Annotated in this window: 15 protein-coding genes; all 15 read right to left on the bottom strand. The window is 35.4% G+C overall.

Going from position 1 to position 22,599, the window contains the following annotated elements:
* Positions 1 to 1,043 (bottom strand): hypothetical protein (locus AWV75_RS16305; protein ID WP_060875376.1); only part of this gene is annotated, 1,043 nt, incomplete at its 3' end.
* 105 nt (positions 1,044 to 1,148) lie between these two features.
* Entirely contained in the window at positions 1,149 to 3,557 is a 2,409-nt protein-coding gene (locus AWV75_RS16300) for a hypothetical protein (RefSeq protein ID WP_197429598.1), read from the bottom strand.
* A gap of 19 nt (positions 3,558 to 3,576) precedes the next feature.
* Positions 3,577 to 7,803 carry a hypothetical protein gene (locus AWV75_RS19165; RefSeq protein WP_060875374.1) on the bottom strand — a complete coding sequence of 1,409 codons (4,227 nt, stop codon included), beginning with the start codon at positions 7,801 to 7,803 and terminating at the stop codon, positions 3,577 to 3,579.
* Between the two features lie 625 nt (positions 7,804 to 8,428).
* Positions 8,429 to 9,688 carry a tetratricopeptide repeat protein gene (locus tag AWV75_RS16290; RefSeq protein WP_060875373.1) on the bottom strand — a complete coding sequence of 420 codons (1,260 nt, stop codon included), beginning with the start codon at positions 9,686 to 9,688 and terminating at the stop codon, positions 8,429 to 8,431.
* Between the two features lie 21 nt (positions 9,689 to 9,709).
* Entirely contained in the window at positions 9,710 to 12,271 is a 2,562-nt protein-coding gene (gene gyrA, locus AWV75_RS16285; RefSeq protein ID WP_060875372.1) for a DNA gyrase subunit A, read from the bottom strand.
* Between the two features lie 261 nt (positions 12,272 to 12,532).
* Positions 12,533 to 13,333 (bottom strand): ABC transporter substrate-binding protein, encoded by an 801-nt coding sequence (locus AWV75_RS16280; RefSeq protein ID WP_060875371.1) that lies wholly within the window; start codon positions 13,331 to 13,333, stop codon positions 12,533 to 12,535.
* The gene (gene pyrF / locus AWV75_RS16275; protein ID WP_060875370.1) at positions 13,330 to 14,151 is read right to left on the bottom strand and encodes an orotidine-5'-phosphate decarboxylase; all 822 of its coding nucleotides are present in this window, start codon (positions 14,149 to 14,151) and stop codon (positions 13,330 to 13,332) included. The genes AWV75_RS16280 and pyrF overlap by 4 nt, the downstream gene beginning before the upstream one ends.
* Positions 14,152 to 14,210: 59 nt before the next feature.
* Positions 14,211 to 15,284: a peptide chain release factor 1 gene (gene prfA / locus AWV75_RS16270; protein ID WP_060875369.1), complete on the bottom strand. Its 1,074-nt coding sequence runs from the start codon at positions 15,282 to 15,284 to the stop codon at positions 14,211 to 14,213.
* 94 nt (positions 15,285 to 15,378) lie between these two features.
* A complete protein-coding gene (locus AWV75_RS16265) occupies positions 15,379 to 15,981 on the bottom strand; it encodes a YceI family protein (protein ID WP_060875368.1) in 603 nt (200 codons plus the stop codon).
* A gap of 112 nt (positions 15,982 to 16,093) precedes the next feature.
* Positions 16,094 to 16,519: a hypothetical protein gene (locus AWV75_RS16260; RefSeq protein WP_060875367.1), complete on the bottom strand. Its 426-nt coding sequence runs from the start codon at positions 16,517 to 16,519 to the stop codon at positions 16,094 to 16,096.
* A 207-nt stretch (positions 16,520 to 16,726) separates the two neighbouring features.
* Positions 16,727 to 18,199, bottom strand: coding sequence for an aminoacyl-histidine dipeptidase (locus AWV75_RS16255; RefSeq protein ID WP_060875366.1), 1,473 nt, complete (start codon positions 18,197 to 18,199; stop codon positions 16,727 to 16,729).
* 142 nt (positions 18,200 to 18,341) lie between these two features.
* Complete coding sequence (locus AWV75_RS16250; protein ID WP_060875365.1) at positions 18,342 to 19,184, bottom strand: EamA family transporter; 843 nt, start codon at positions 19,182 to 19,184, stop codon at positions 18,342 to 18,344.
* A 144-nt stretch (positions 19,185 to 19,328) separates the two neighbouring features.
* The gene (locus tag AWV75_RS16245) at positions 19,329 to 20,336 is read right to left on the bottom strand and encodes a hypothetical protein (RefSeq protein WP_060875364.1); all 1,008 of its coding nucleotides are present in this window, start codon (positions 20,334 to 20,336) and stop codon (positions 19,329 to 19,331) included.
* Positions 20,323 to 20,919 (bottom strand): nicotinamide riboside transporter PnuC, encoded by a 597-nt coding sequence (pnuC, locus tag AWV75_RS16240; protein WP_060875363.1) that lies wholly within the window; start codon positions 20,917 to 20,919, stop codon positions 20,323 to 20,325. Before pnuC ends, AWV75_RS16245 begins: the two co-directional genes overlap by 14 nt.
* Before the next feature lie 222 nt (positions 20,920 to 21,141).
* On the bottom strand, positions 21,142 to 22,557 hold the full coding sequence (locus AWV75_RS16235; RefSeq protein ID WP_197429597.1) for an aminotransferase-like domain-containing protein: 1,416 nt from the start codon (positions 22,555 to 22,557) through the stop codon (positions 21,142 to 21,144).
* Positions 22,558 to 22,599: the final 42 nt, after the last annotated feature.

Below are 22,599 nucleotides of genomic sequence, written 5' to 3'. Positions count from 1 at the left end.
TCAATGATAAAGTAATCGTTCTTCCCATCTCCATCAGGAGTAACCAGGTTGTAGATCACAATATCTCCATCTAGAATCCAGTCCTTTTTAACTGTACCCAAGGTGAAAAATCCATAGCCTTTTACTGTTCCAATAGTTGTCACTTCTTTGGTAGACATATCTACTACACCGCCTTCATCAACCCATAGCTGTTGCTTGGCATCCCAGCGAACAATGTGTAATTCTTCTTCTGGATTGGTTAAAACTTCAGGTGCAGTAGTCGACTCATCCCAAGTGAGTGTCAACAAAACATCACTTTGCTTGTCGGACCCTTTATCGATAATCCAATATTCTTGGTCATTGATGGCCTTGATCACTCCAACTTTGTTAGGACGGGAGGCGAAAAAGGCGGCATCTTTATAAACATATTGACCGACGAAAATATCACCTTCAGCTTTAGGGGCTGAAATTCGAGCAGGACGGTATCGTTCGCCATCCCCTATTGGATAAATGAAAACTTCATTTCCAATCTTTTCCACCGCTCCTTGAATATGAGATGCATCTCCCATAGCTTGAGCTTTAGCTCCTTTTTTAAAGGTAAACATCCCATGGGAAACCTTCGTGACTGGGTTATAGGTTGAATCAACCAAAATGATTCCTTGCTGAAAATCAACCAAACCAGAGGCATCAATATTATTTCTTAAATCAAAGGCTACTTTACTCACTGGACTATCAAAAATCACATTGTAAAAGGAGGCAATCTCATTTCCTTTGATTTGTTTCGCTGTTGTTGGCATACCTTCAACTGTGAAAATCGTAGTTGAAGTAGTCCTCCCCTTAGTCAAACCGTATCCTCCATCATTGATAAAGTCATGATAGTATAGCACAGTTCCATCATTTGTAACATCTCCAGATACTTGATTTTCAAAGGTACCTTCAAAAGACATAAGACTTTCTGGAGCAATTGATAATGTTCCTGTATTAACAATGGACAAAGGTTCTTGACTATATGTAACGTTTCCTATTAAAAGTAATAGGCTCGTTTGTATTATTTTAATTTTCATCTGTTTAAGTGAATAAAATTAATACTCAATTAAAACACGTGTTGTATTTTAATCTTTTTGATCAAACAATGAGTTTAGCTTGTACTAAACTCATTGTATTGAAAACTATCTTAAGTCATAGTTTACATCTGTATGCTCTTGTGCATATTTTATTGCCCAAGTCATTGTATTTGCATACATAATACTATTGTAAACCGTTACTCCTCCATTGTAATTTTTGCTAATTGGAGTTCCTCCAGCAGTAATTGCACAAGGCCAAATTGTTGTAGATGAATTGCTTGAATCTCCAGCAGTCCAACCACTATCACCAATATAGACATATCCTAAGTTTCTGTGTTTCAAAAACCAAGAACGAGATGGGTTTCCTTGTTGATGCGATAAACTCATGAATTCACTAGAATATCCAGTCACATAGTATGAGTTATTCACGTCACTACCCCCTGCTTTTCCTCTGATATCTCCAAAAGGTCCATTTAAAATATCATCATCCACATTGAGAATTGGGTTGATATAAGTAGTTCCTGTTCCAGATACACTGGTACTACCCGAATTTGCAATTGCATTAATTAAGTTTTCAACAGAACTACTAGTGTTCTCTTGTGAATGAATAAGTACTCCTTTTTTCACCTTAACAAATTCTTGTAAGATTGCAATAGTCGCCGCATTCGGAATATAGTTATACCCAATTACGATAATATCAATTTTATTATTATTGATTAAGTTTTTAAGTGCTGTACCTTGATTTGTACCTCCATTTACAATTCTTATACCGTCTGTTTTTACTTTTCCATTTGGACCAAAGTTAGAATTAGCTTGAAGAATTGCTCTTGACGATTGTGAGTTAGACGCTGTACCTGGTTGGTATGTACCACCACCAAGGCCTAATACATTCATTCTACGATATACAAACTCAATATTTGTATTACATGTATTTCCGCCAGAACTACTATTTGTTGTAATTGTAAATCGGTGGATACCACCATTTAAAGGTGTCCCATTTCCTTTTAAAACAACTTCTTGTAATCCCGTACTTGTAAATGTTCCACTTGCTGTGAACGTAACACCGTTTACTGTGTTAGTAGAAATGGTATACGCTCCAATGTATTCAACACTCGCATTTAATGTAATTGTATTCGAAGCATTCATTGGAATATTTGGTGCATAATCCCCTCGAACAACAATTGAATTACAAATTAAGCTATAAGCTACCGGTTGTCTTGTTACATTAATATCAAAAGAACACGTACTAACCATTCCTGTAGCTTGATTCAATGTAAATGTGTTTGTACCCGCTACTGTTGGTGTTCCGATAGCTGTTAAAATAATTTCTTTCGGACCAAGTTCTTCAAAAGAAAGAGGACCAGAAGAGAAATAAACTCCTCCAACTGTATTGGTTTGAATCGATGTTGTTCCTGTAGCTTCAACATTTACTGTTAATGTTACAGTATTCAAAGCTGTTACAGGTTCATCTTGTTTGAATTCCCCATTGATTACTGCACTATTACAGTCTACTGTGAATTTAACAGGTTCAACAATAACAGAAATTACAGAACAACTTGTAGGTGTATTCGAATTCGCTGAAATATTGAACAAATCCGTTCCAGAAGCTGTAGGTTTTCCAGTTCCCAATAACTCAACAGTATGGGTTCCTGTTGACGTAAAAGTACCTGATCCTGTAAATGCATAACCATTTACTGTATTGGTTGTAATATTCCAATATCCAGTAGTCATAACATTTACTTCAAGCTTAAGTTTATTTGTTGCACCTAATTCTTTACCAACATAATATTTACCTTCAACTTCAATATTAGAACAATTCAATACGAAGTCCACTGCCGCTTTTTCAACGAATACATATTTATCAATACAAGTACTCTCTCTGCTGTTTAATGTAATTTTCAATACATCTCCATTTTCACCTGCATTGTATCCTATGTTAGGCGTTCCAAGTCCTTCTAAAGTCAACGTATAATTTCCAGATGCTGGAAAAGTTCCTTTAGCCATAAAATAGTACCCATTCACAGTCGTAGCAATAATTTCGTATGTTCCTGCTTGTGTAACTGTAACAGGTATAGTCAAAAAGTTACTCGCATTTAAATAAGTTCCTTGTTTAAAAACACCGTGAGTTGTAATGGCTGAACATTGTATATCAGTAATTTCAAATACTGCAGGTGGTGGTGTACCACAAATACTTAGCCAAGTATCTTGTGCAGTATTCCAATAGTTAAAACAACCTGTGGTTTTATTGTAAATTAATAAACCATCTGTTTTAGCTGTAATTGCATCTCGTTGTTGTGTAGTTAATCGAGGTGTCAAGAATCCTTTATTCACACTCTCTAACTCAAGAATGGCTCCTAAACTTGGAACAGCAGTTGATCCAGAAATAGTTCCATCTTTTATTTTTGTCATATTGGTTTGGGCGATACTGGAAAAAGCTCCAATAAATAGTATCAATAACAACGAAATCATCGATTTCATCCCCTTATATATATTTGTATTTGTATTTGTATACATAATTTATTCTTTTAAAAAGTTAGTTTTTTTGCATTAAATCCAAAATCATTTGTTCCAATTGCTCAATTTTGTGCAACATCTCTTGATTTTGTTGTGCTGTCTGTTCGTGAAGCTTTTGATTGCTTTCTTCTAACTGTTTAATTTTCACCTCTTTTTCTTCTAACTCATTTTTTTGATCAATGATGTGTAGATACAACTCCTCTGTTTTTTCTAACAACTGAATAGATAACTCAGAAATATTAATAGCATATCCTCCATCTAACTTAGTCAACTCATGAATAGGTGTAATACCAGGCAAATGACGATTTTCTTTAATATAATCTTCGACAGCATCCAAACTCTTGAAATCATAGTCGTATTTTAAAGAAGAATATCCATCAAAATAATTCTCAAACACATAGTCCGCATAATAACTATTTACTGCTGAGATACTTCCATTTACTCTTAGCTTCTCACTTGGTGCGTCAGAAGGTTCAGTAAATCCAATTCCCACCCATCCTTTTGTATAGATATTTGCCGTGTTTGTAGTCGCCACTTTTTGTGTGGTGGTATCATACCAAGGATGTTTATTAATTGATTCTAATTCAAGAGTATGAATAATCTGATTCTCATCTGTATACAGTAAACTATTTGTAGCTGGATCAAATTCTAACTTAGTTAAAGACTCTGCATCTCCAACTAAATCAGTCAATTTAAATAGGGATTTAGTTCCTTGCTCATCCACATAAGTTAAAACATGCTCGATTGGATCATAGGTCAATGTAGTTAAAGTCTCACTTCCTTTTACCAATACATTAATATCAATAGGATGTGAATCTCCTTTTTCATCTTTATACGTCAAAGTGTATAAATCAAACTCTTGTCCGTGCTCATCTGTTTCCGTCGTTACCACATTTTCAAGTGTTGTCAAAGTTTCATACATCTTCACTGCAGCTCCTAGATCAATTGTTTGTTTATTATTTTGATCGTCGTAGTAAAAGAAACTATTGTTTACTGTGTCATAACCAACATTACCATACGTGTTTTCCAATTTATTGATAATGTTTGTGATGAATTCATTGTTGTTTGTAATCTCATCAATGAATTCTGTCTTGTTTCCTAGTTTTGAAATAAACTCCTGATTGTTAACTAGCTCCGTTACAAATACATCGTTGTTTGCAATGATTTTTCCTAAATCGTCAATCGCAACAGTAAAGCGAGTGTTTTCTGTATCGGTAATAACTAACACATCATTTACTTCGTCTACTTCAAAGGATTTAATCTTCGTGTTTCCTAAAACATCCCAGCTAATTACTACTGGTTGTTTGTTTTCATCGTAATAGAAGAAATTGTTGTTTATAGTATCATATCCAACATTACCATAGGTTCCTTTTAATTCCTCAATAATATTGGTGATGAACTCATTGTTGTTGGTAATTTGATTGATGAAATCAATGTTGTCTCCTAGCTTAGTAATAAACTCTTGGTTCTCTACTAAATTTGTTACAAACACATCGTTGTTGGCGATAATTTTTCCTAAATCGTCAATCGCAACAGTAAAGCGCGTGTTTTCTGTATCGGTAATAACTAACACATCATTTACTTCGTCTACTTCAAAGGATTTAATCTTCGTGTTTCCTAAAACATCCCAGCTAATTACTACTGGTTGTTTGTTTTCATCGTAATAGAAGAAATTGTTGTTTATAGTATCATATCCAACATTACCATAGGTTCCTTTTAATTCCTCAATAATATTGGTGATGAACTCATTGTTGTTGGTAATTTGATTGATGAAATCAATGTTGTCTCCTAGCTTAGTAATAAACTCTTGGTTCTCTACTAAATTTGTTACAAACACATCGTTGTTGGCGATAATTTTTCCTAAATCGTCAATCGCAACAGTAAAGCGCGTGTTTTCTGTATCGGTAATAACTAACACATCATTTACTTCGTCTACTTCAAAGGATTTAATCTTCGTATTTCCTAAAACATCCCAGCTAATGATAACCGGTTGTTTGTTTTCATCGTAATAGAAGAAGTTGTTGTTTGCAGTATCATATCCAACATTACCATAGGTTCCTTTTAATTCTTCAATGATGTTAGTAATGAACTCATTGTTCTCCGTAATGTGTTTAATGAAATCTATATTGTCTCCTAACTTGGCGATGAACTCTTGGTTCTCTACTAAGTTAGTAACGAATTTGCTGTTCTTTGCAATTTCTTCAACAGCTAAGCGAACCGCATTTCCTGCTGAATCAGTAACCACTAAGAAATCTTGATCTAAAGTAAAGCTAACGTTCGTCGTATTATTGGAAGACCAATCAATCTCATGCTCTACGCCTTGCTCATCATAATACACAAACTTATTTGTTGTTGCATTATAGTTTACATTTCCGTATTTCCCTTTTAAGTTATTGATAATCTGATCAATGAACTCATTGTTATTGGTGATGTGGTTGATGAAATCAATATTGTCTCCGAGCTTAGTAATGAATTCTTGGTTCTCTACTAATTCCGTTACAAATACATCATTATTTGCAATGATTTTTCCTAAGTCATCAATCGCAACAGTAAAACGAGTGTTTTCTGTATCGGTAATCACTAATACATCATTTACTTCGTCTACTTCAAAGGATTTAATCTTCGTGTTTCCTAAAACATCCCAGCTAATTACTACTGGTTGTTTGTTTTCATCGTAATAGAAGAAATTGTTGTTTGTAGTATCATATCCAACATTACCATAAGTTCCTTTTAATTCCTCAATGATGTTAGTAATGAATTCGTTGTTCTCCGTAATGTGTTTAATGAAATCGATATTGTCTCCTAGCTTAGTAATAAACTCTTCGTTTTCTACTAAGTTGGTAACGAATGTACTGTTCTTTGCAATTTCTTCAACAGCTAAGCGAACCGCATTTCCTGCTGAATCAGTAACCACTAAGAAATCTTGATCTAAAGTAAAGCTAACGTTCGTCGTATTATTGGAAGACCAATCAATCTCATGCTCTACGCCTTGCTCATCATAATACACAAACTTATTTGTTGTTGCATTATAGTTTACATTTCCGTATTTCCCTTTTAAGTTATTGATAATCTGCTCAATGAACTCATTGTTATTGGTAATGTGATTAATGAAATCAATGTTGTCTCCTAACTTGGTAATGAACTCTTGGTTTTCTACTAAATTAGTAATGAACGTTTCATTATTGGCAATTTCTGCAACAGCTAAACGAACCGCATTTCCTGCTGAATCGGTAACCACTAAGAAGTCATTCACTAACGTAAAACTAATGTTCGTTGTATTAATGGAAGACCAATCTATCTCGTGTTCTACACCTTGCTCATCATAATACACAAACGTATTTGTTGTTGGATTGTAGTTTACATTTCCATATTTACCTTTTAAATTATTGATGATTTGCTCAATAAACTCATTGTTGTTGGTAATTTGATTGATGAATTCAATGTTGTCTCCTAACTTAGTAATGAATTCTTGATTCTCTACTAAATTAGTAATGAACGTTTCATTATTGGCAATTTCTGCAACGGCTAAGCGAACTGCATTTCCTGCTGAATCAGTAACAACTAAGAAGTCATTCACTAAGGTAAAACTAACGTTTGTTGTGTTTAGTGAAGACCAGTCGATCTCGTGTTCAACACCTTGCTCATCATAAAATACAAACGTATTCGTTGTTGGATTGTAATTTACATTTCCGTATTTCCCTTTTAAGTTATTGATAATTTGTTCAACAAACTCATTGTTATTGGTAATCTGATTGATGAACTCAATATTATCTCCCAACTTAGTAATAAACGATTGGTTATCAACTAAATTGGTAATAAAAGTCTCATTATTTGCTATTTCAGCAATAGCTAAATATACACTATGGTTTTCGCTATCCGTTATAATTAATGATTCTTCATTATTTTTTGTTGGATTTGCGCCAATTGTGAAAGTATTATTCATACGATCAGTAATGGTATCACCAGAAAGTAAAGGAATCCATGTATTGTTTCTCCAATAATAGAATCCTGCTTCAAGATTATTCTCTCCGATATGATACACCAGCAAACTTTCAACTTGCTCACCTTCAATAGGATTAAACGATGTTAAGGCTTCAAGTTTAACCCTTGGGATTAAAACTCCTTTTCTTTCAGCAACAATCTCTAATTGAGCAGAACTTGCAGCTCTCTTAGTACCGATACCTACTTGTGCCATTGCTGAACCACATAAAATAAGTGTTAATAGAGGAATTACTTTTCTTTTCATAATTTATACTTTTGTGTTATATAATACTTAAATATTATACCTTAACAAAGGTACGTCCAATTAATATTATACAATACATAAAGCAAATTATTATAAATAATCACAAATAATAACAATTAAAATGAATTAAAATCTAACAATTTATACAAAATTAATATTAAACAGAATTCAACACTAAAGGCTAAAAATCGCAAAAAATCATAAACAAAGTACGTTTGTTCATCAAACAAGAATAATAGCGATAAAGGTTTTCACTTAAAAATAAATGAATCGCAAATTGAGTACAACGACTTCTTAAGGACCAAATCAATTTTTTTCAGTCCAGTTTTTATACTTTTTAACTTGAAAAGGGACCATATAACTAAAAAAACAGTAGGCATACATCAAATGAGGTGCATTATCTTAAATCCAATCCATTCTAAAATCTCATTTCATGCATAATTTGTATAGAAACAGGATAAATACATTTTTACTATCACAATTGATGCATTTTTAATCTCAACCAATATCACACCAATGAAATAAAGTATATATCAACGAGAAAAGCTGTTTTAAGTATAAAAAAAAGAGGTAGAAATCAGATTTCTACCTCTTTTTTTATAAAGTTACTTTAGGTCAGTACATATTATTTTGCCTCTAAAGCTTTCAATTTATCGTTCATTTCCAATGCACGGTAAATATTTTTTAACGTTTGAATTGCTTCTTCATTAGCCGGATTAATTGCTAATACTTTTTCTAAGTCATTCATAGCATCGCGGTAAATTGCTTTCTTCTCTTTTTGCAACTGCTCGTATTTTTTATTATCTGCAGCAGACATACCTAAGCTATTCATCTTGTTTGTCAACTCCTCATCTGGTTGTAACTTAATGAAAGCCATGTTTAAGTACGCATTTTCATTTTTAGGATTAATGCGAATCGCTTGCTCATAGTATTTTCTAGCGTCCTCAATTTTACCAGCTTGGTAACTTGTAACTCCTAGATTATACAACAATAAATCATCATTAGGGTTTTTAGTTAATGCTTCTTTTGCAATCTCTTCATATTTACCCATATTGTTTGATTTCAAGTACAAATCCATTTGTGTTAACATCAAGTTTGTATCATCTGGGTTTGCTTTTCTTGCCTCAACAATCGCTTTTTCCGCCTGATCGTATTGTCCTTCTTGGTAATAGATTAACGCTAAATTTTTAACAATCTCTGGGCGTTTAGATTCTTCTTTTACTAATTTTGGATCTGTATGTGTACCTTGTTTCACTAATACATCTCTCATTTTAGAATCCTTACCAAAGTTTTGAACCTCACCTGTTGCTTTTTCAACTGCTGTATAGTATGATTCATTTCCTTTGTATCCTAAGTCAATCAATTGCTTATAGTAAGCAGTTGCTGTAGGATAGTCTTTTGACGTAATTGCTGTTGAAGCAGCGTAGTATAGATACAACGTATCTTTTGGATTGATATCAAATGCCTGTTTAAACTTTTTAGTCGCTCCTTTATAGTTTGAAGAATTATTATCTTCAATTGCTTTATTAATAACTTTCGAAGCTACTGTTCCTAACTCCTCATTTGCTTGTTTCGCAAATTTGTTGTTTTTGTCAATCGCCTCGATTGCTTTATAAGCCTCTACCATTCGATCAACGTTTGCATCGAAATCTTGATTTTTCTCAATTTGTTGGAAAGCTAAATTCGATTTTAAATAGTAAAATTGAATTTTTTGATCATTTGTTGCTTGACCTAATACACCTTCAACTGCTTTTAATGCTGCATTAGCTTCTACAACATTTCCTTTTTTAACTGCTTTCTCAGCATCTTTCAACTCTTTCTTTTGAGCCATTGAAAGCCCTGAAATCATTAGGGCAGCTGCTAAATAAACATATTTTTTATTCATAACTCTGTTGTTTTTATTGATTTATTCTTGATCTTGGTCTTCTTCGTCTAGCTGATCGTCTTCTACTTGTTCATCTAAATCTTCTACGACATCTAATACTGTTCCATCAATTTCTACAAACTCTTGATCTAGATCCTCTTCATCCTCCTCTTTCATTACTTTACAAACAGCTGCAATCGAATCATTTCCTTTAATGTTAATCAAACGAACTCCTTGAGTCGCACGTCCCATCACACGAAGATCCGAGATACGCATGCGAATCGTTAATCCAGATTTGTTGATAATCATTAAATCATCCGCGTCAGTAACCACGTTAATTGACACTAATAATCCAGTCTTATCACTGATATTCATCGTTTTAACTCCTTTACCTCCACGATTCGTTTCTCTATATTCTTCTAAAGCAGAACGTTTACCATATCCATTTTCAGAAACGACTAAGATTTCACTGTTTAAATCACTCACAGATACCATGCCGATTACTTCGTCTTTGTCATCCGCTAAGGTTATACCGCGAACTCCAGACGCAGTTCTTCCCATTGGACGCGTTTTCTCCTCATCAAAGCGAACTAATTTTCCAGATTTCACAGCAATTAATACTTTACTCTTACCGTCTGTTAATTTTGCTTCTAGTAATTCATCATCTTCTTTAATCGTAATGGCATTGATACCATTTTGTCTCGGACGCGAATATTGCTCTAATGGTGTTTTCTTTACTTGACCTTGTTTGGTCGCCATGATTACATAGTGATTGTTAATGTACTCTTCATCTTTTAGATCTTGAGTACAGATAAATGCTTTCACTTTGTCATCATTCTCAATATTAATCAAGTTTTGAATTGCACGACCTTTGCTTACTTTTGTTCCTTCTGGAATTTCGTAAACTCTCATCCAAAAACATTTTCCTTTTTGAGTGAAGAACAACATATATTGGTGATTCGTAGCAACATACATATGCTCCAAGAAATCTTGATCTCTTGTACCAGCCGATTTTTGTCCTACTCCTCCTCTATTTTGTGTCTTATATTCAGAAAGCGGTGTACGCTTAATGTATCCTGCATGAGAAATTGTAATTACTACTTGCTCATCTGCAATAAGATCCGTAATACTTACATCTCCACCTGCATATTCAATAACCGAACGACGTTCATCTCCAAATCTTTCTTTTACTTCGGTTAATTCTTCTTTAATTAAGTTCATTCGCATTTCTTTGCTTGCCAATAACTCTCTCAAATGATTAATTAACTTCATGATTTCTTCATACTCTGCACGTAGTTTGTCTTGCTCTAGTCCAGTTAACTGACGTAAACGCATTTCTACAATAGCACGAGCTTGAATTTCAGACAAAGCGAAACGCTCAATTAATTTAGCTCTTGCTTCATCTGCATTGCTAGAAGAACGAATTAAAGCAATCACTTCATCAATATTATCTGATGCAATGATTAACCCTTCTAAAATATGCGCACGCTCTTCTGCTTTTCTCAATTCATACTGTGTACGTCTAACAACTACATCATGTCTGTGCTCTACGAAGTGATAGATTAACTCTTTTAAATTAAGCGTTTGCGGACGTCCATCAACCAAGGCGATATTATTCACACTGAAAGAGGATTGTAACTGCGTATATTTATATAGTGTATTTAATACAATGTTTGGAATAGCATCGCGTTTCAATACGTATACAATACGCATCCCTTTACGATCCGATTCATCGCGAATAGTAGCAATTCCTTCGATTTTCTTCTCGTTAACTGCTTCTGCCGTTTTCTTAATCATTTCGGCTTTGTTCACCTGGAACGGAATTTCCGTTACCACGATACACTCTCTACCATCCACTTCTTCAAAATTGGCCTTTGCACGCATAACTACACGTCCACGTCCCGTTTTGAAAGCTTCTCTTACTCCTTCATAACCATAAATAATTCCTCCAGTAGGAAAATCAGGTGCCTTGATGTGGTTCATCAATTCATCAATTTCTATATCGTTATTATCGATATAGGCTAATGTTCCATCAATAACTTCTGAAAGATTGTGTGGAGCCATATTGGTCGCCATACCTACAGCAATACCTGAAGCACCATTAACCAATAAAGTAGGAATACGCGTAGGCATAACCTTTGGTTCTTCTAAGGTATCATCAAAGTTTAATTGGAAATCAACGGTTTCTTTATCAATATCGGCAAGAATTTCTTCAGATATCTTCTTCATTCTAGCCTCTGTATAACGCATTGCTGCTGGGCTATCTCCATCTACAGATCCAAAGTTACCTTGTCCATCTACTAGCAAATAACGCATACTCCAATCTTGAGCCATACGTACCATAGCGTCATACACAGAACTATCTCCATGTGGGTGATATTTACCTAAAACTTCCCCTACAATTCTGGCAGACTTTTTATGTGCTCTATTAGACATTACACCTAACTCGTACATACCAAATAACACTCTACGATGCACAGGTTTTAAGCCATCTCTAACATCAGGAAGCGCTCGAGATACAATCACGGACATTGAATAATCAATGTAGGCTGATTTCATCTGTTCCTCAATGTTAATAGGAATCAACTTTTCTCCTTCAGACATAAGTATATTAAATTTAAATTGTCATTATTAAACGTGCTAATATACAGTTTTTATAGCGTTTTTCCATACTCCAGAACCATGAAAAATTTACTTTTTTAGTATTTTTCTAAATTTTATATTCCTTCAATCCAAATAGAGTCATTTTAAGGTAGAAATAAGCCACTTTTAAGATAGAGATGTACCCTTTAGGGTATGGAATGGCGGTGTGAGGTGTGGTACAATTTTCTTCATAAAAAAATCTCACCAAAAGGTGAGATTTTTTTATGCCAATCGATGGTGTATTTGTTTAAAATAATCAAAGGCTTTACCTACTCTTGTTCCATACCAACTAAACATTTCTCCTTCCACAAAGATGGTTTTACCATGGTGGGTAAATCTTCCTATTTCAAATGCATCTTCTTCTTGAAACGAATACGGAATCGAAGGTAGAAAAACCAACTCAGGATCACCCTGAATTCGAATCTTTCTTATTTCTACTTCAGGATATTGTTCCGTTCGTACTGCGTAAACATTCTCAAACTTGTTTAGCGTTAAAAGTTCTTGTACAAATGTTCCTTCTCCTGCTACGACAAACGGATCTTTACCTACAAAATAAGCCACTTTAAAACCTGGCTTATCACGGACAAAATCCATCAGGTCTTTTTGTCCAAATTGTAGTTTATCTATCCATTTACGCGCTTCTGTTCGCTTGTTAAACAATTGACCCAAGGCTTCAATTAACTGAATATTCTGATCCATTGTTCTCACATCCACTAGCCAGATGGGACAAATATCTTTTAAACGCTCAATTTCTTCCAACGTATTTTCTGTTGGACTCGCAATAATAATATCAGGTTGCAACAACTTAATCTGCTCTACCTCTACTTTGTTTACTTTTCCTATTGTTGCCTTCGTTACTCTCAGGTGATAAGGATGCATACAAGCAGTTGTAATTCCCACTAATTCATCTTCTAACCCTAGGTCAAAAAGTGTTTCTGTTAGCGCTGGCACAAGTGAAACAATGCATTTTGGCGTTTGCTCAAAACGATGCTCACGACCAAGTTGGTCCTTTACTACGATCATAATCTATTTTTTAATATCTCTTGCATTTCTTGTTGCATTTTCAACGCTTCTTCTCTTGCTCTTTCTGCAAAGTCTATTTGGTTGGATGCATAAATAATCCCTCTTGACGAGTTGATTAACAAGCCTACATTTTCTGCTAATCCATACTGACATACGTCTTGTAAACTTCCCCCTTGCGCTCCAACTCCTGGAACAAGTAAAAAGCTAGTCGGTGCCACTTGGCGAATATCTTTAAAGTACTCTGCTTTAGTTGCTCCAACCACATACATCAGGTTTTCAGCGTTTTTATATTGTTGTGACGTTCGGATGACTTTTTTATACAAAGGTTCTCCATCAATCAATTGCGTTTGAAAATCAAAAGCACCTTCATTTGAAGTTAAGGCTAATAAAATGGTGTGCTTATTTTCAAAAGCCAAGAAAGGTTCTACAGAATCTTTTCCCATATAAGGAGCAACTGTTACACTATCAAAGGCCATATCTTCAAAAAAAGCCTTGGCATACATCGATGCGGTATTGCCGATATCTCCTCTTTTTGCATCGGCAATCGTATACAATTCCGGGTATTGTTCCTTGATATACGCAATCGTCTTTTTTAAAGACTCCCACCCTTTCAATCCATAGGCTTCAAAAAAAGCAATATTGGGTTTATAAGCCACTGCCAAATCATGCGTGGCATCAATAATCGCTTTGTTGAAACTAAAAATAGAATCTTCCTCTTCGAGTAAAAATGCAGGAATCTTAGTTAAATCAACGTCTAACCCGACACATAAGAATGAGTTTTTACGTTTAATTTCCCCAATGAGTTGTTGTGTTGTCATGCTCTAGTACTTTTAAAAAAAACCACACTGCTTAGTGTGGTTTCTCTTTATCTTGCGTATTAATAAACTTCGCTTTCTTTTAATTTTTCCGTATTACTTACTAATTGTAACTCATCAATAATTTTCTGAATACCTCCATTCATCACACCATCTAGATCGTATAATGTCAATCCGATGCGGTGATCAGTAACACGTCCTTGTGGGTAGTTGTATGTTCTAATCTTAGCTGAACGGTCACCACTACTTACCTGAGAGTTACGTTTCTTCGCATCTTCTTCTTGCTTCTTCGCTAACTCCATTTCGTATAAACGAGAACGCAATACAGACAAGGCTTTATCTTTATTTTTGTGCTGTGATTTTTCATCCTGACATTGCGCTACTAATCCAGTTGGGATATGCGTCATACGCACGGCAGATTTTGTTGTATTTACAGATTGTCCTCCAGGACCTGATGAACAGAATAAGTCAATACGAACATCATTCATATCAATGTGCACATCGAATTCTTCCGCTTCTGGTAATACCATTACTGTTGCAGCAGATGTGTGAACACGACCTTGTGTTTCTGTTTGAGGAACACGTTGCACACGGTGTACACCTGCTTCAAACTTCAACGTTCCGTATACATCTTCTCCAGTTACTTCAAAGATAACCTCTTTGTATCCTCCAGAAGTTCCTTCATTCACATCCACAACAGATGTTCTCCAACCTCTAGATTCACAATATTTGGTATACATTCTGAACAAATCTCCAGCAAAAATACTCGCCTCATCTCCTCCTGTACCAGCACGCACTTCCACCATTACGTTTTTCGCGTCTTCTGGATCTTTTGGAATTAAAAGGAATTTGATTTCATCTTCTAATTCTGGCAAACGATCTTTTGCTTCTTCTAGTTGCATTTTGGCCATATCAACCATTTCAGCATCACTTCCGTCTGCTAAGATTTCATTTGCTTCCGCTATATTTCCTGTAAGATTTAAATATTCAGCACGTTTTTCAACCAACTGTTTTAAATCTTTATATTCTTTGTTTAATTGAACATAGCGTTTTTGATCGGAAATAACATCTGGTTGGATAATCAAATCAGAGATTTCATCAAAACGCTGTTTTATAATTTGTAATCGATCTATCATATCTTGAAAAGAGATAATTTAATTGGAATGCAAAGGTAAAAAAAAAGAGGAATATATCCGCATATTCCTCTTCATTTCGTGTATTTTATTACTTTTATTTTTTAATCTCTACAGCAATCTCTACATCAGACCATGTTTTCCCTTCGTGTAAAGCATTACAAGCTTCATGCAAAGCGTTGAAAGCATCTTGAGCAGTAAAGTCTGCTATAATATCAATTGAACCGTTTAATTTCACACCTGTTTCTGTAGCTTCGTATGTAAATTCTTTTTCTTTTGTAATTCCATTTAAGGTAAGATTCACTAAAACTTTACCATCTTTAAACTCACCAAAGAATCCGTTGATATTCCCTACTAATTTACTGAAGAAGTTTAAACGCAAGGTTTCATCTCTTGCAGGATCTCCTGTACTAGCAGAACTGGTAACAATTGAGAATTGCGCTCCTTTCAATCCCTCTGCTAATGTAGCTGCTTCTTGGTTTACTTCTGATAATTTCACTTGGTCAAAAGTTCCTTTTACTCCTACTTTTGCAGGTGTTTTAAAAGCTGTCCACTCAATTGAATAAGTCAACTCCTTTTGTTTAGGCGCTTCTGTTGTTTGCTCTACTGCTTCAGGCGCAGTTGTATCTGTTGATTTTTTATCTCCACATGAAATAGCTACCATGCTTACTAAAGCTAGTGCTAAGATTGATTTTTTCATAATGCTTTTGAGTTTTGTTTTCTTGAAGCAACTAATGTACAAAAAGCAATCCACAATTTGCTGTGCCTAAAAATTAAAATTTCCTTAAATAATTATGGCAGTTTTGGTCCCCCTAACGAACTAAAAACTTCGTTATATTGTCTTCATACTTTACTTTGAAACGCTCCATCGCATCTACGTCAATTGTCCCATCAGGTAAAACAATCCCTTCTTTCACCATTTTTTTAAAGACTTTTTTAAGTCCTTGCTGATTAAATTTTTGTGTTTCGAAAGAAACTTTTTGCTGTACAAAGGCAATAGTATAATACAACATATTAGCCTTACGGCTATGTGGATCATTTGTATATTGAAGATAAAGGATTTCTTCTTTAGAATTAAGCTTGAAAAAAGTCATATTATCAGACATAAAAGGCTGTTCATAATTAAGCACTTCATTCTGGTCTATCGACACTATTTTATTTTTGAATTTAACGTCTTGAGCTACGAGGACGGTTGTAAAAAATAACGTTAGTAAGGTAAAGTAAGTAGTCTTCAGCATAAATAATTTATTTAGTTATCAAGTAAAAATAAGAATATTTATCTAAAATCATAATTAAAACTTAATATTCTTAAATATAACTTAATTAATAACTCACCTTCTCACTATAAGCGCAAGCATTAAAACGATTTGCTCTCTTTTATTTACTCAAAAAAAAAAGCAGCAAACTAAAGTTTGCTGCTTTTCTATATCAAGTATATATATTCTTTATTTTTTCTCTGGGATTTGTTTTAAAATCTCTAAAACAAAGTTCCAGAATTTTTGAAGTGACTCAATATTTGCACGCTCTGCAGGAGAGTGAGCTCCTTTAATGGTTGGACCAAAAGAAATCATATCCATATCTGGATAATGTGTTCCTAAGATTCCACATTCCAATCCAGCATGACAAGCTACCACATTTGGTTTTTCGTTGTGTTGTTTTTCGTAAATATCAACTAACACATCTAAAATTGCTGAATCTGGATTTGGGCTCCATCCTGGGTATGAACCTGAAAACTCTACTTCACATCCCATTAATTCAAAAGCAGAACGCAAGCCATTCGCTACGTCCATTTTAGAAGATTCTACAGATGAACGCGTTAAACATTTTACAGTTAACTGTCCATTCCCTACCTCAACTTTAGCAATATTATTCGATGCTTCTACTAAATCATCAAAGTCAGGGCTCATACGGAATACACCATTATGCGCCGCATACATCGAACGCACGAAGAAATATTGTGCCATAGAAGGCATAACTTTTTTCGGTGTCTCTGCCTCGTCTAATTTTTCGAAAATAACTTCAAATCCTGGATCAACAGTATGCAATTCCGCTTTGATATCTTCAACAATTTGTGTCATATCATAAACGAAAGCCTCATCATACATTTGAGCAATAATCACAGTTGCAACGCTTTCACGTGGAATAGCATTACGCAAACTTCCTCCTTTGATTGTAGCAATTTGTAAACCAAAATTATCAAAAGCATCAAACAACAAACGGTTCATGATCTTATTTGCATTCCCCAATCCTTTGTGGATATCCATTCCTGAATGTCCTCCGTTTAATCCTTTAATTGTAATGCGATATCCTACCGAATTTTCTGGTGTATCTTCTTCATCGTACTCTGCTGCTGCAGTTACATCAATACCTCCAGCACATCCGATATCAATTTCATCATCTTCCTCTGTATCTAAGTTTAAAAGGATTTCACCTTCTAATAAACCTCCTTTTAATCCTTTTGCCCCTGTCATTCCAGTCTCCTCATCAATCGTAAAAAGCGCTTCAATCGCAGGGTGTGGAATAGTTGAACTTTCTAAAATTGCCATAATCGTAGCAACTCCAAGTCCATTATCCGCTCCTAAAGTCGTTCCTTTAGCACGTACCCATCCATCTTCAACATACATTTCAATTCCTTGTGTATCGAAATCAAAATCTGTATCGTTATTTTTTTGGTGAACCATATCCAAGTGCGATTGCATCACAATGGTTTTTCTGTTCTCCATTCCCGCAGTTGCAGGTTTCTTAATGATAACATTTCCTACCTCATCTTGGATTGTTTCTAATCCTAGTGACTTTCCAAAGTCTACCATAAACGCAATCACGCGTTCTTCTTTTTTAGAAGGACGTGGCACTGCATTTAAATCAGCAAACTTATTCCATACTTGTTTAGGTTCTAAGTTTCTTATTTCTTGGTTCATAATTTCAATATAGATTCTTATTATTCCTTGTTCCTCAAAGGTAAACTATTCTCTTTAAAAATGAGGTACTTCCTTTTATTTTGTTCGACTCCCTTTTCTTTGCTATTCAATAACACTAAAGTAAAAATTCAATCGATAAGCACTAACTAACTTTAGATGAGGTTATTGTAGTTCCTATACTTGCAAAAACAACACAAGCAACGGACAACCACTGAATCAAACTCAATGCTTCTCCTAAGAACAATAAACCGCTCAAAGCGGCAAATGCAGGATGTAAACTAGTTAAAATACTAAAGCTCTTTGCCGGCATGCGCTTCATGGCTACCAAGTCCAAGGTAAACGGAAGTGCACTAGATAAAATGGCAACGGCCAATCCCAATAAAAAAAGATTGAGTGTAAGGTGAACCAATCCTCCAGAGGCAATCCCTACAGGAACGATAATCATTGCGGCAAATAGTGTTCCAATCGTAACTGCCGTTCGTCCATCAATCAATTTAGAAACCTTGCTTCCCATGACAATATAACCAACCCAAAACATCCCGGCTGTAAAAGCCATTCCCAGTCCGATTAAATCCACATTATTACTCTTCCAAGGCACAATTAACAAGATCCCTGCACAAGCGAGCAAGGCCCAAAGCACATCGAGCACTTTTCTCGATAAAAATAAGGCTAAAAGTAACGGCCCTACGAACTCTACGGTCACTCCCAAACCTAAGGGTACTCGTTCAATTGCAAAATAAAACAGCAAGTTCATCCCTCCAATACTCACCCCATAACCTAAACAGCATAGCCATTGTTGTGTGGTTAATGCTTTAAAATTAGGTCTATTGATAAGTAACAACAAGATAGCGGATAAACCAATGCGCAAGGAGCTTGCACCTGCTGGTCCTAAAACAGGAAACAGCCTTTTTGCTAAAGACGCACCACCTTGCACACACATTATAGAAGTCAAAGCGGCTGAAATAGCAGTTCTTTTTTCACTCATTTCAAATAATTAAAAAAAATAAACTTTATCCTTCTTCAAGCATAAAGTTCAAATTTGATGCAAAAATAGTGCTTCAAGAGAAGTCTTACAATGGAAACAATCTTTTTATTTTAGAAGAAAACCGAATTAAATCCCCCTATTCTTTTATTCTACTCTAAAATTGGCATGTTGCGTTGCTGTAAAGAAATCACAGAAGATTTGATGTATCGGCTGATCGACTTGCGTTCCTTTAATTCCCAGTTGTACATGCACCTGAATAACCTGTTCAATCAATTGTTCGACAATTTGGGTACCAAACGCATGTATTTCCTCTTGTTTTTCTAGAGTGATAATGAAGTTATTCGCTAGATTATTTTCCAGCTGCTTAGCGTATTCTACTACTGTCTCAAAAGTTGCACTGATGTTTGTCTGATAAGCACTTAAAGTCGCTGTAGGAAGCAATAGAGCAGCTTCCTCCAAGAAGTGATAAGCAATGCCTAAATAGTTCACGAGAAGCGTTAAATCTGCAAACGCTCGAAAAGGAATTTTGGTTACCACATCATCTGTATAAAACGCATCATACTCAAAGTAATAATCCGCTGGAATAACCACTTGATTCACCTCAAAAGAGAAAGTCCCTGTTGCTTTCATCCCCATGGATTTCCAGTTTGGAATGATTTTCACCTTCCTTTGTTCTACAATAAAAGAGCGAATACAAGGATTACCTTCCACATCCAAACAGGGTTTTCCTTGTTTCAGCAGTCTCGCATTAAGAGTAAAATGGCTTAGATACGGTGCTCCCGTTGCATAATGCCAAAGCCCATTTAAAAGATACGTTCCATCTTCTTGTTCATCTGCAGTACCTCCCACCATGCCACTTCCTCCAAAGCAAGTATTTTCCTTTGCAAAGAGTGTAGCTGCAGTTTCAGGAAGCATATTACGAGCAAAATAATTCGCCCCAGAACACAACGTCAACATCCAGCCTAAGCTTCCATCAATCTTTGCCCATTCGTATAAATGGGTTAATCCCGTTTTAAAATCACATCCCAAACCTCCATACTGCTGGGGTACCCATATTTGCAACCATCGTTGTTTGTAAATATGTGCCAGGACCTCCTCTGGAATAGCAATCGCTCCCTGCATGGCAATTCTCAATGCACTAGCACTTAACATACACCTGTTCTTTTAAAATTTTACTCCATTGGATATACCCCAATACGGCTACAATAAACAAGAAAACAGTCAATCCTGCATAGAGATACAAATCCTTGTGTATCATCAAAGGCACTGAAATCAAATTGCTAATATTCAATAAAATCCAATTTTCCACCTTGCGTTTGGCCATCAACCACATCCCTGCCCAAGCAAAAGCGGACACTAAAGAATCCCAAATAGGCACATCTGAATCGGTATAATGCGTAAGGAAAAACCAGAATAATCCAAAGGTAAAACTGACAATGCCCACCGTAATAAGTTTTTCCTGCCCATTGGTAGTTGAAATCTTAGTTTCTTCTTTTTGTTTACCGTATTTCCAATACAGCCAACCATAAATACTCATCGCTAAGTAGTATAGATTGAGCGTAAATTCGCCATAGAGTTTTGCGGTAATCATGACATAGAGTGTCAAGGATATACCCGCAATACCGAAAAGATAGTTGTTGGAATTATTTCTCGATGCAAGTACAACTTGAATCATAGAAAAAAGTACACCGAGCCATTCAGCCCACGTTGTTTGTTGTAAAATGTCCTGCATCATATTAACTTAACTAAGGTAAATGATGAGATGATAAATTATAAATCCCTACGCTAGCATTACCTAGGTCAGGTGTGGAAACAAGTTCCAGGGTATCATCTCAGCCGCATAACAATGCAGCACCCCTTTCAGGACACAAAGTTGACGTTTTTTTTTGACACAAAAAAATTTAGGATTCTTCTTGTGCTAGAGAATAACCAAGCATCAGAGAACCAATACCCTAGACTAAAAGGTTTGCAAACTCAATGCTCCTACTCGCTTGAGTTGTTGCTCAATCTCTTCAGACCAAGGTAATCCAATACTAATTCGGATACAGTTTTGAAATTGGTGTTGTACCGTAAACATTCGACCAGGAGCAATACTAATCCCTTCCTTGATACATAAATCATATAGCTTTAGTGTATTCACTCTTTGGTCAAATTCCACCCACAACGACAATCCACCCTCTGGACGACTGACTTTCGTTCCACTAGGGAAGTTTTCCAAAATAACGGCTAGTATTTTCTGATAATTGACAAAGAGACTTTGCCTTAACTTGCGCAAATGTTTTTCGTATTTACCTGATTTTATAAAATTAGCTACGGCCTCTTGTACAATAGTTGGAGAGGAAATAGTGTGAATCAACTTTTGTTGAATTATTTTTTCTTGGTATTTTCCTGCACTTACCCAACCCACGCGATAACCTGGAGCTAATGTTTTAGATATGGAGCTACACAACAATACATTCCCTGTTGTATCAAAAGCCTTACAACACATCGGGCGTTTACCATTGAAATTTAAATCTCCATAGACATCATCTTCAATTAATGGGATGTGATGTGCTTCTAATAAGGCAACAATTTTCTTTTTGTTTTCAGTAGGCATACAGCTGCCAAAAGGAGTGCTATAATTGGATACCAACAGGCAAATATCAATGGTTGAACAAGCTTGCTCAAGTGCTTCAATACTTACTCCTGTAACGGGATCAGTCGGTAGTTCTACTACTTTAAACCCCAAATCAAGAGCCAATTGATAAATACCCGGATAACACGGACTTTCAATAGCCACCGTATCTCCAGGTTTTCCAATAGCTAATAAACAAAGGGAAATGGCATTAATACTCCCATTGGTTGTTACAATATCATCCTCCGTTAAATTCCCTCCCCAACTCATTGAACGGGAAGCAATCATACGACGTAGATTTAGATTTCCTTGCACGGATTCATAATCAATTCCCCCATAGGTTAATGCCTTACTCGCCTGGACAATTTCCTTTTTCATTTGTGCACTAGGGAGAAACTCGCCATACAATGAATTAAAAGAAAATAAAGTCAGTGCTTCATTCCCCATATTCGCATAAACTTTATTAATAATATCCTTTGGAATGGTACTATCCGCTAAAGGCGTAGGATTACTGGCCTGTGGTAAAGGAAAATGGGTATAATTGACGTGACTTACAAAATAACCTGATTGGGGAATAGATTGTACCAGTGATTCCGATTCCAATTCCAGGTAGACTCGCTTTGCTGTATTCATACTGATACTGTACGTTTTACACAACGTGCGAATAGAAGGCATACGATCACCTTCTTTTAATACCCCTTTTCGAATTTGATGGGCTAATTGATCTGCTAAGTCTATATAAATATATTTCTGATTCATATCATCAACTGTGTCCATCCAAATATACAAAACTGCGACTGT

The organism is Myroides odoratus, from assembly GCF_001549985.1.
Taxonomy (GTDB): domain Bacteria; phylum Bacteroidota; class Bacteroidia; order Flavobacteriales; family Flavobacteriaceae; genus Flavobacterium; species Flavobacterium odoratum_A.
This window is presented reverse-complemented; position numbering and strand designations above follow the sequence as displayed.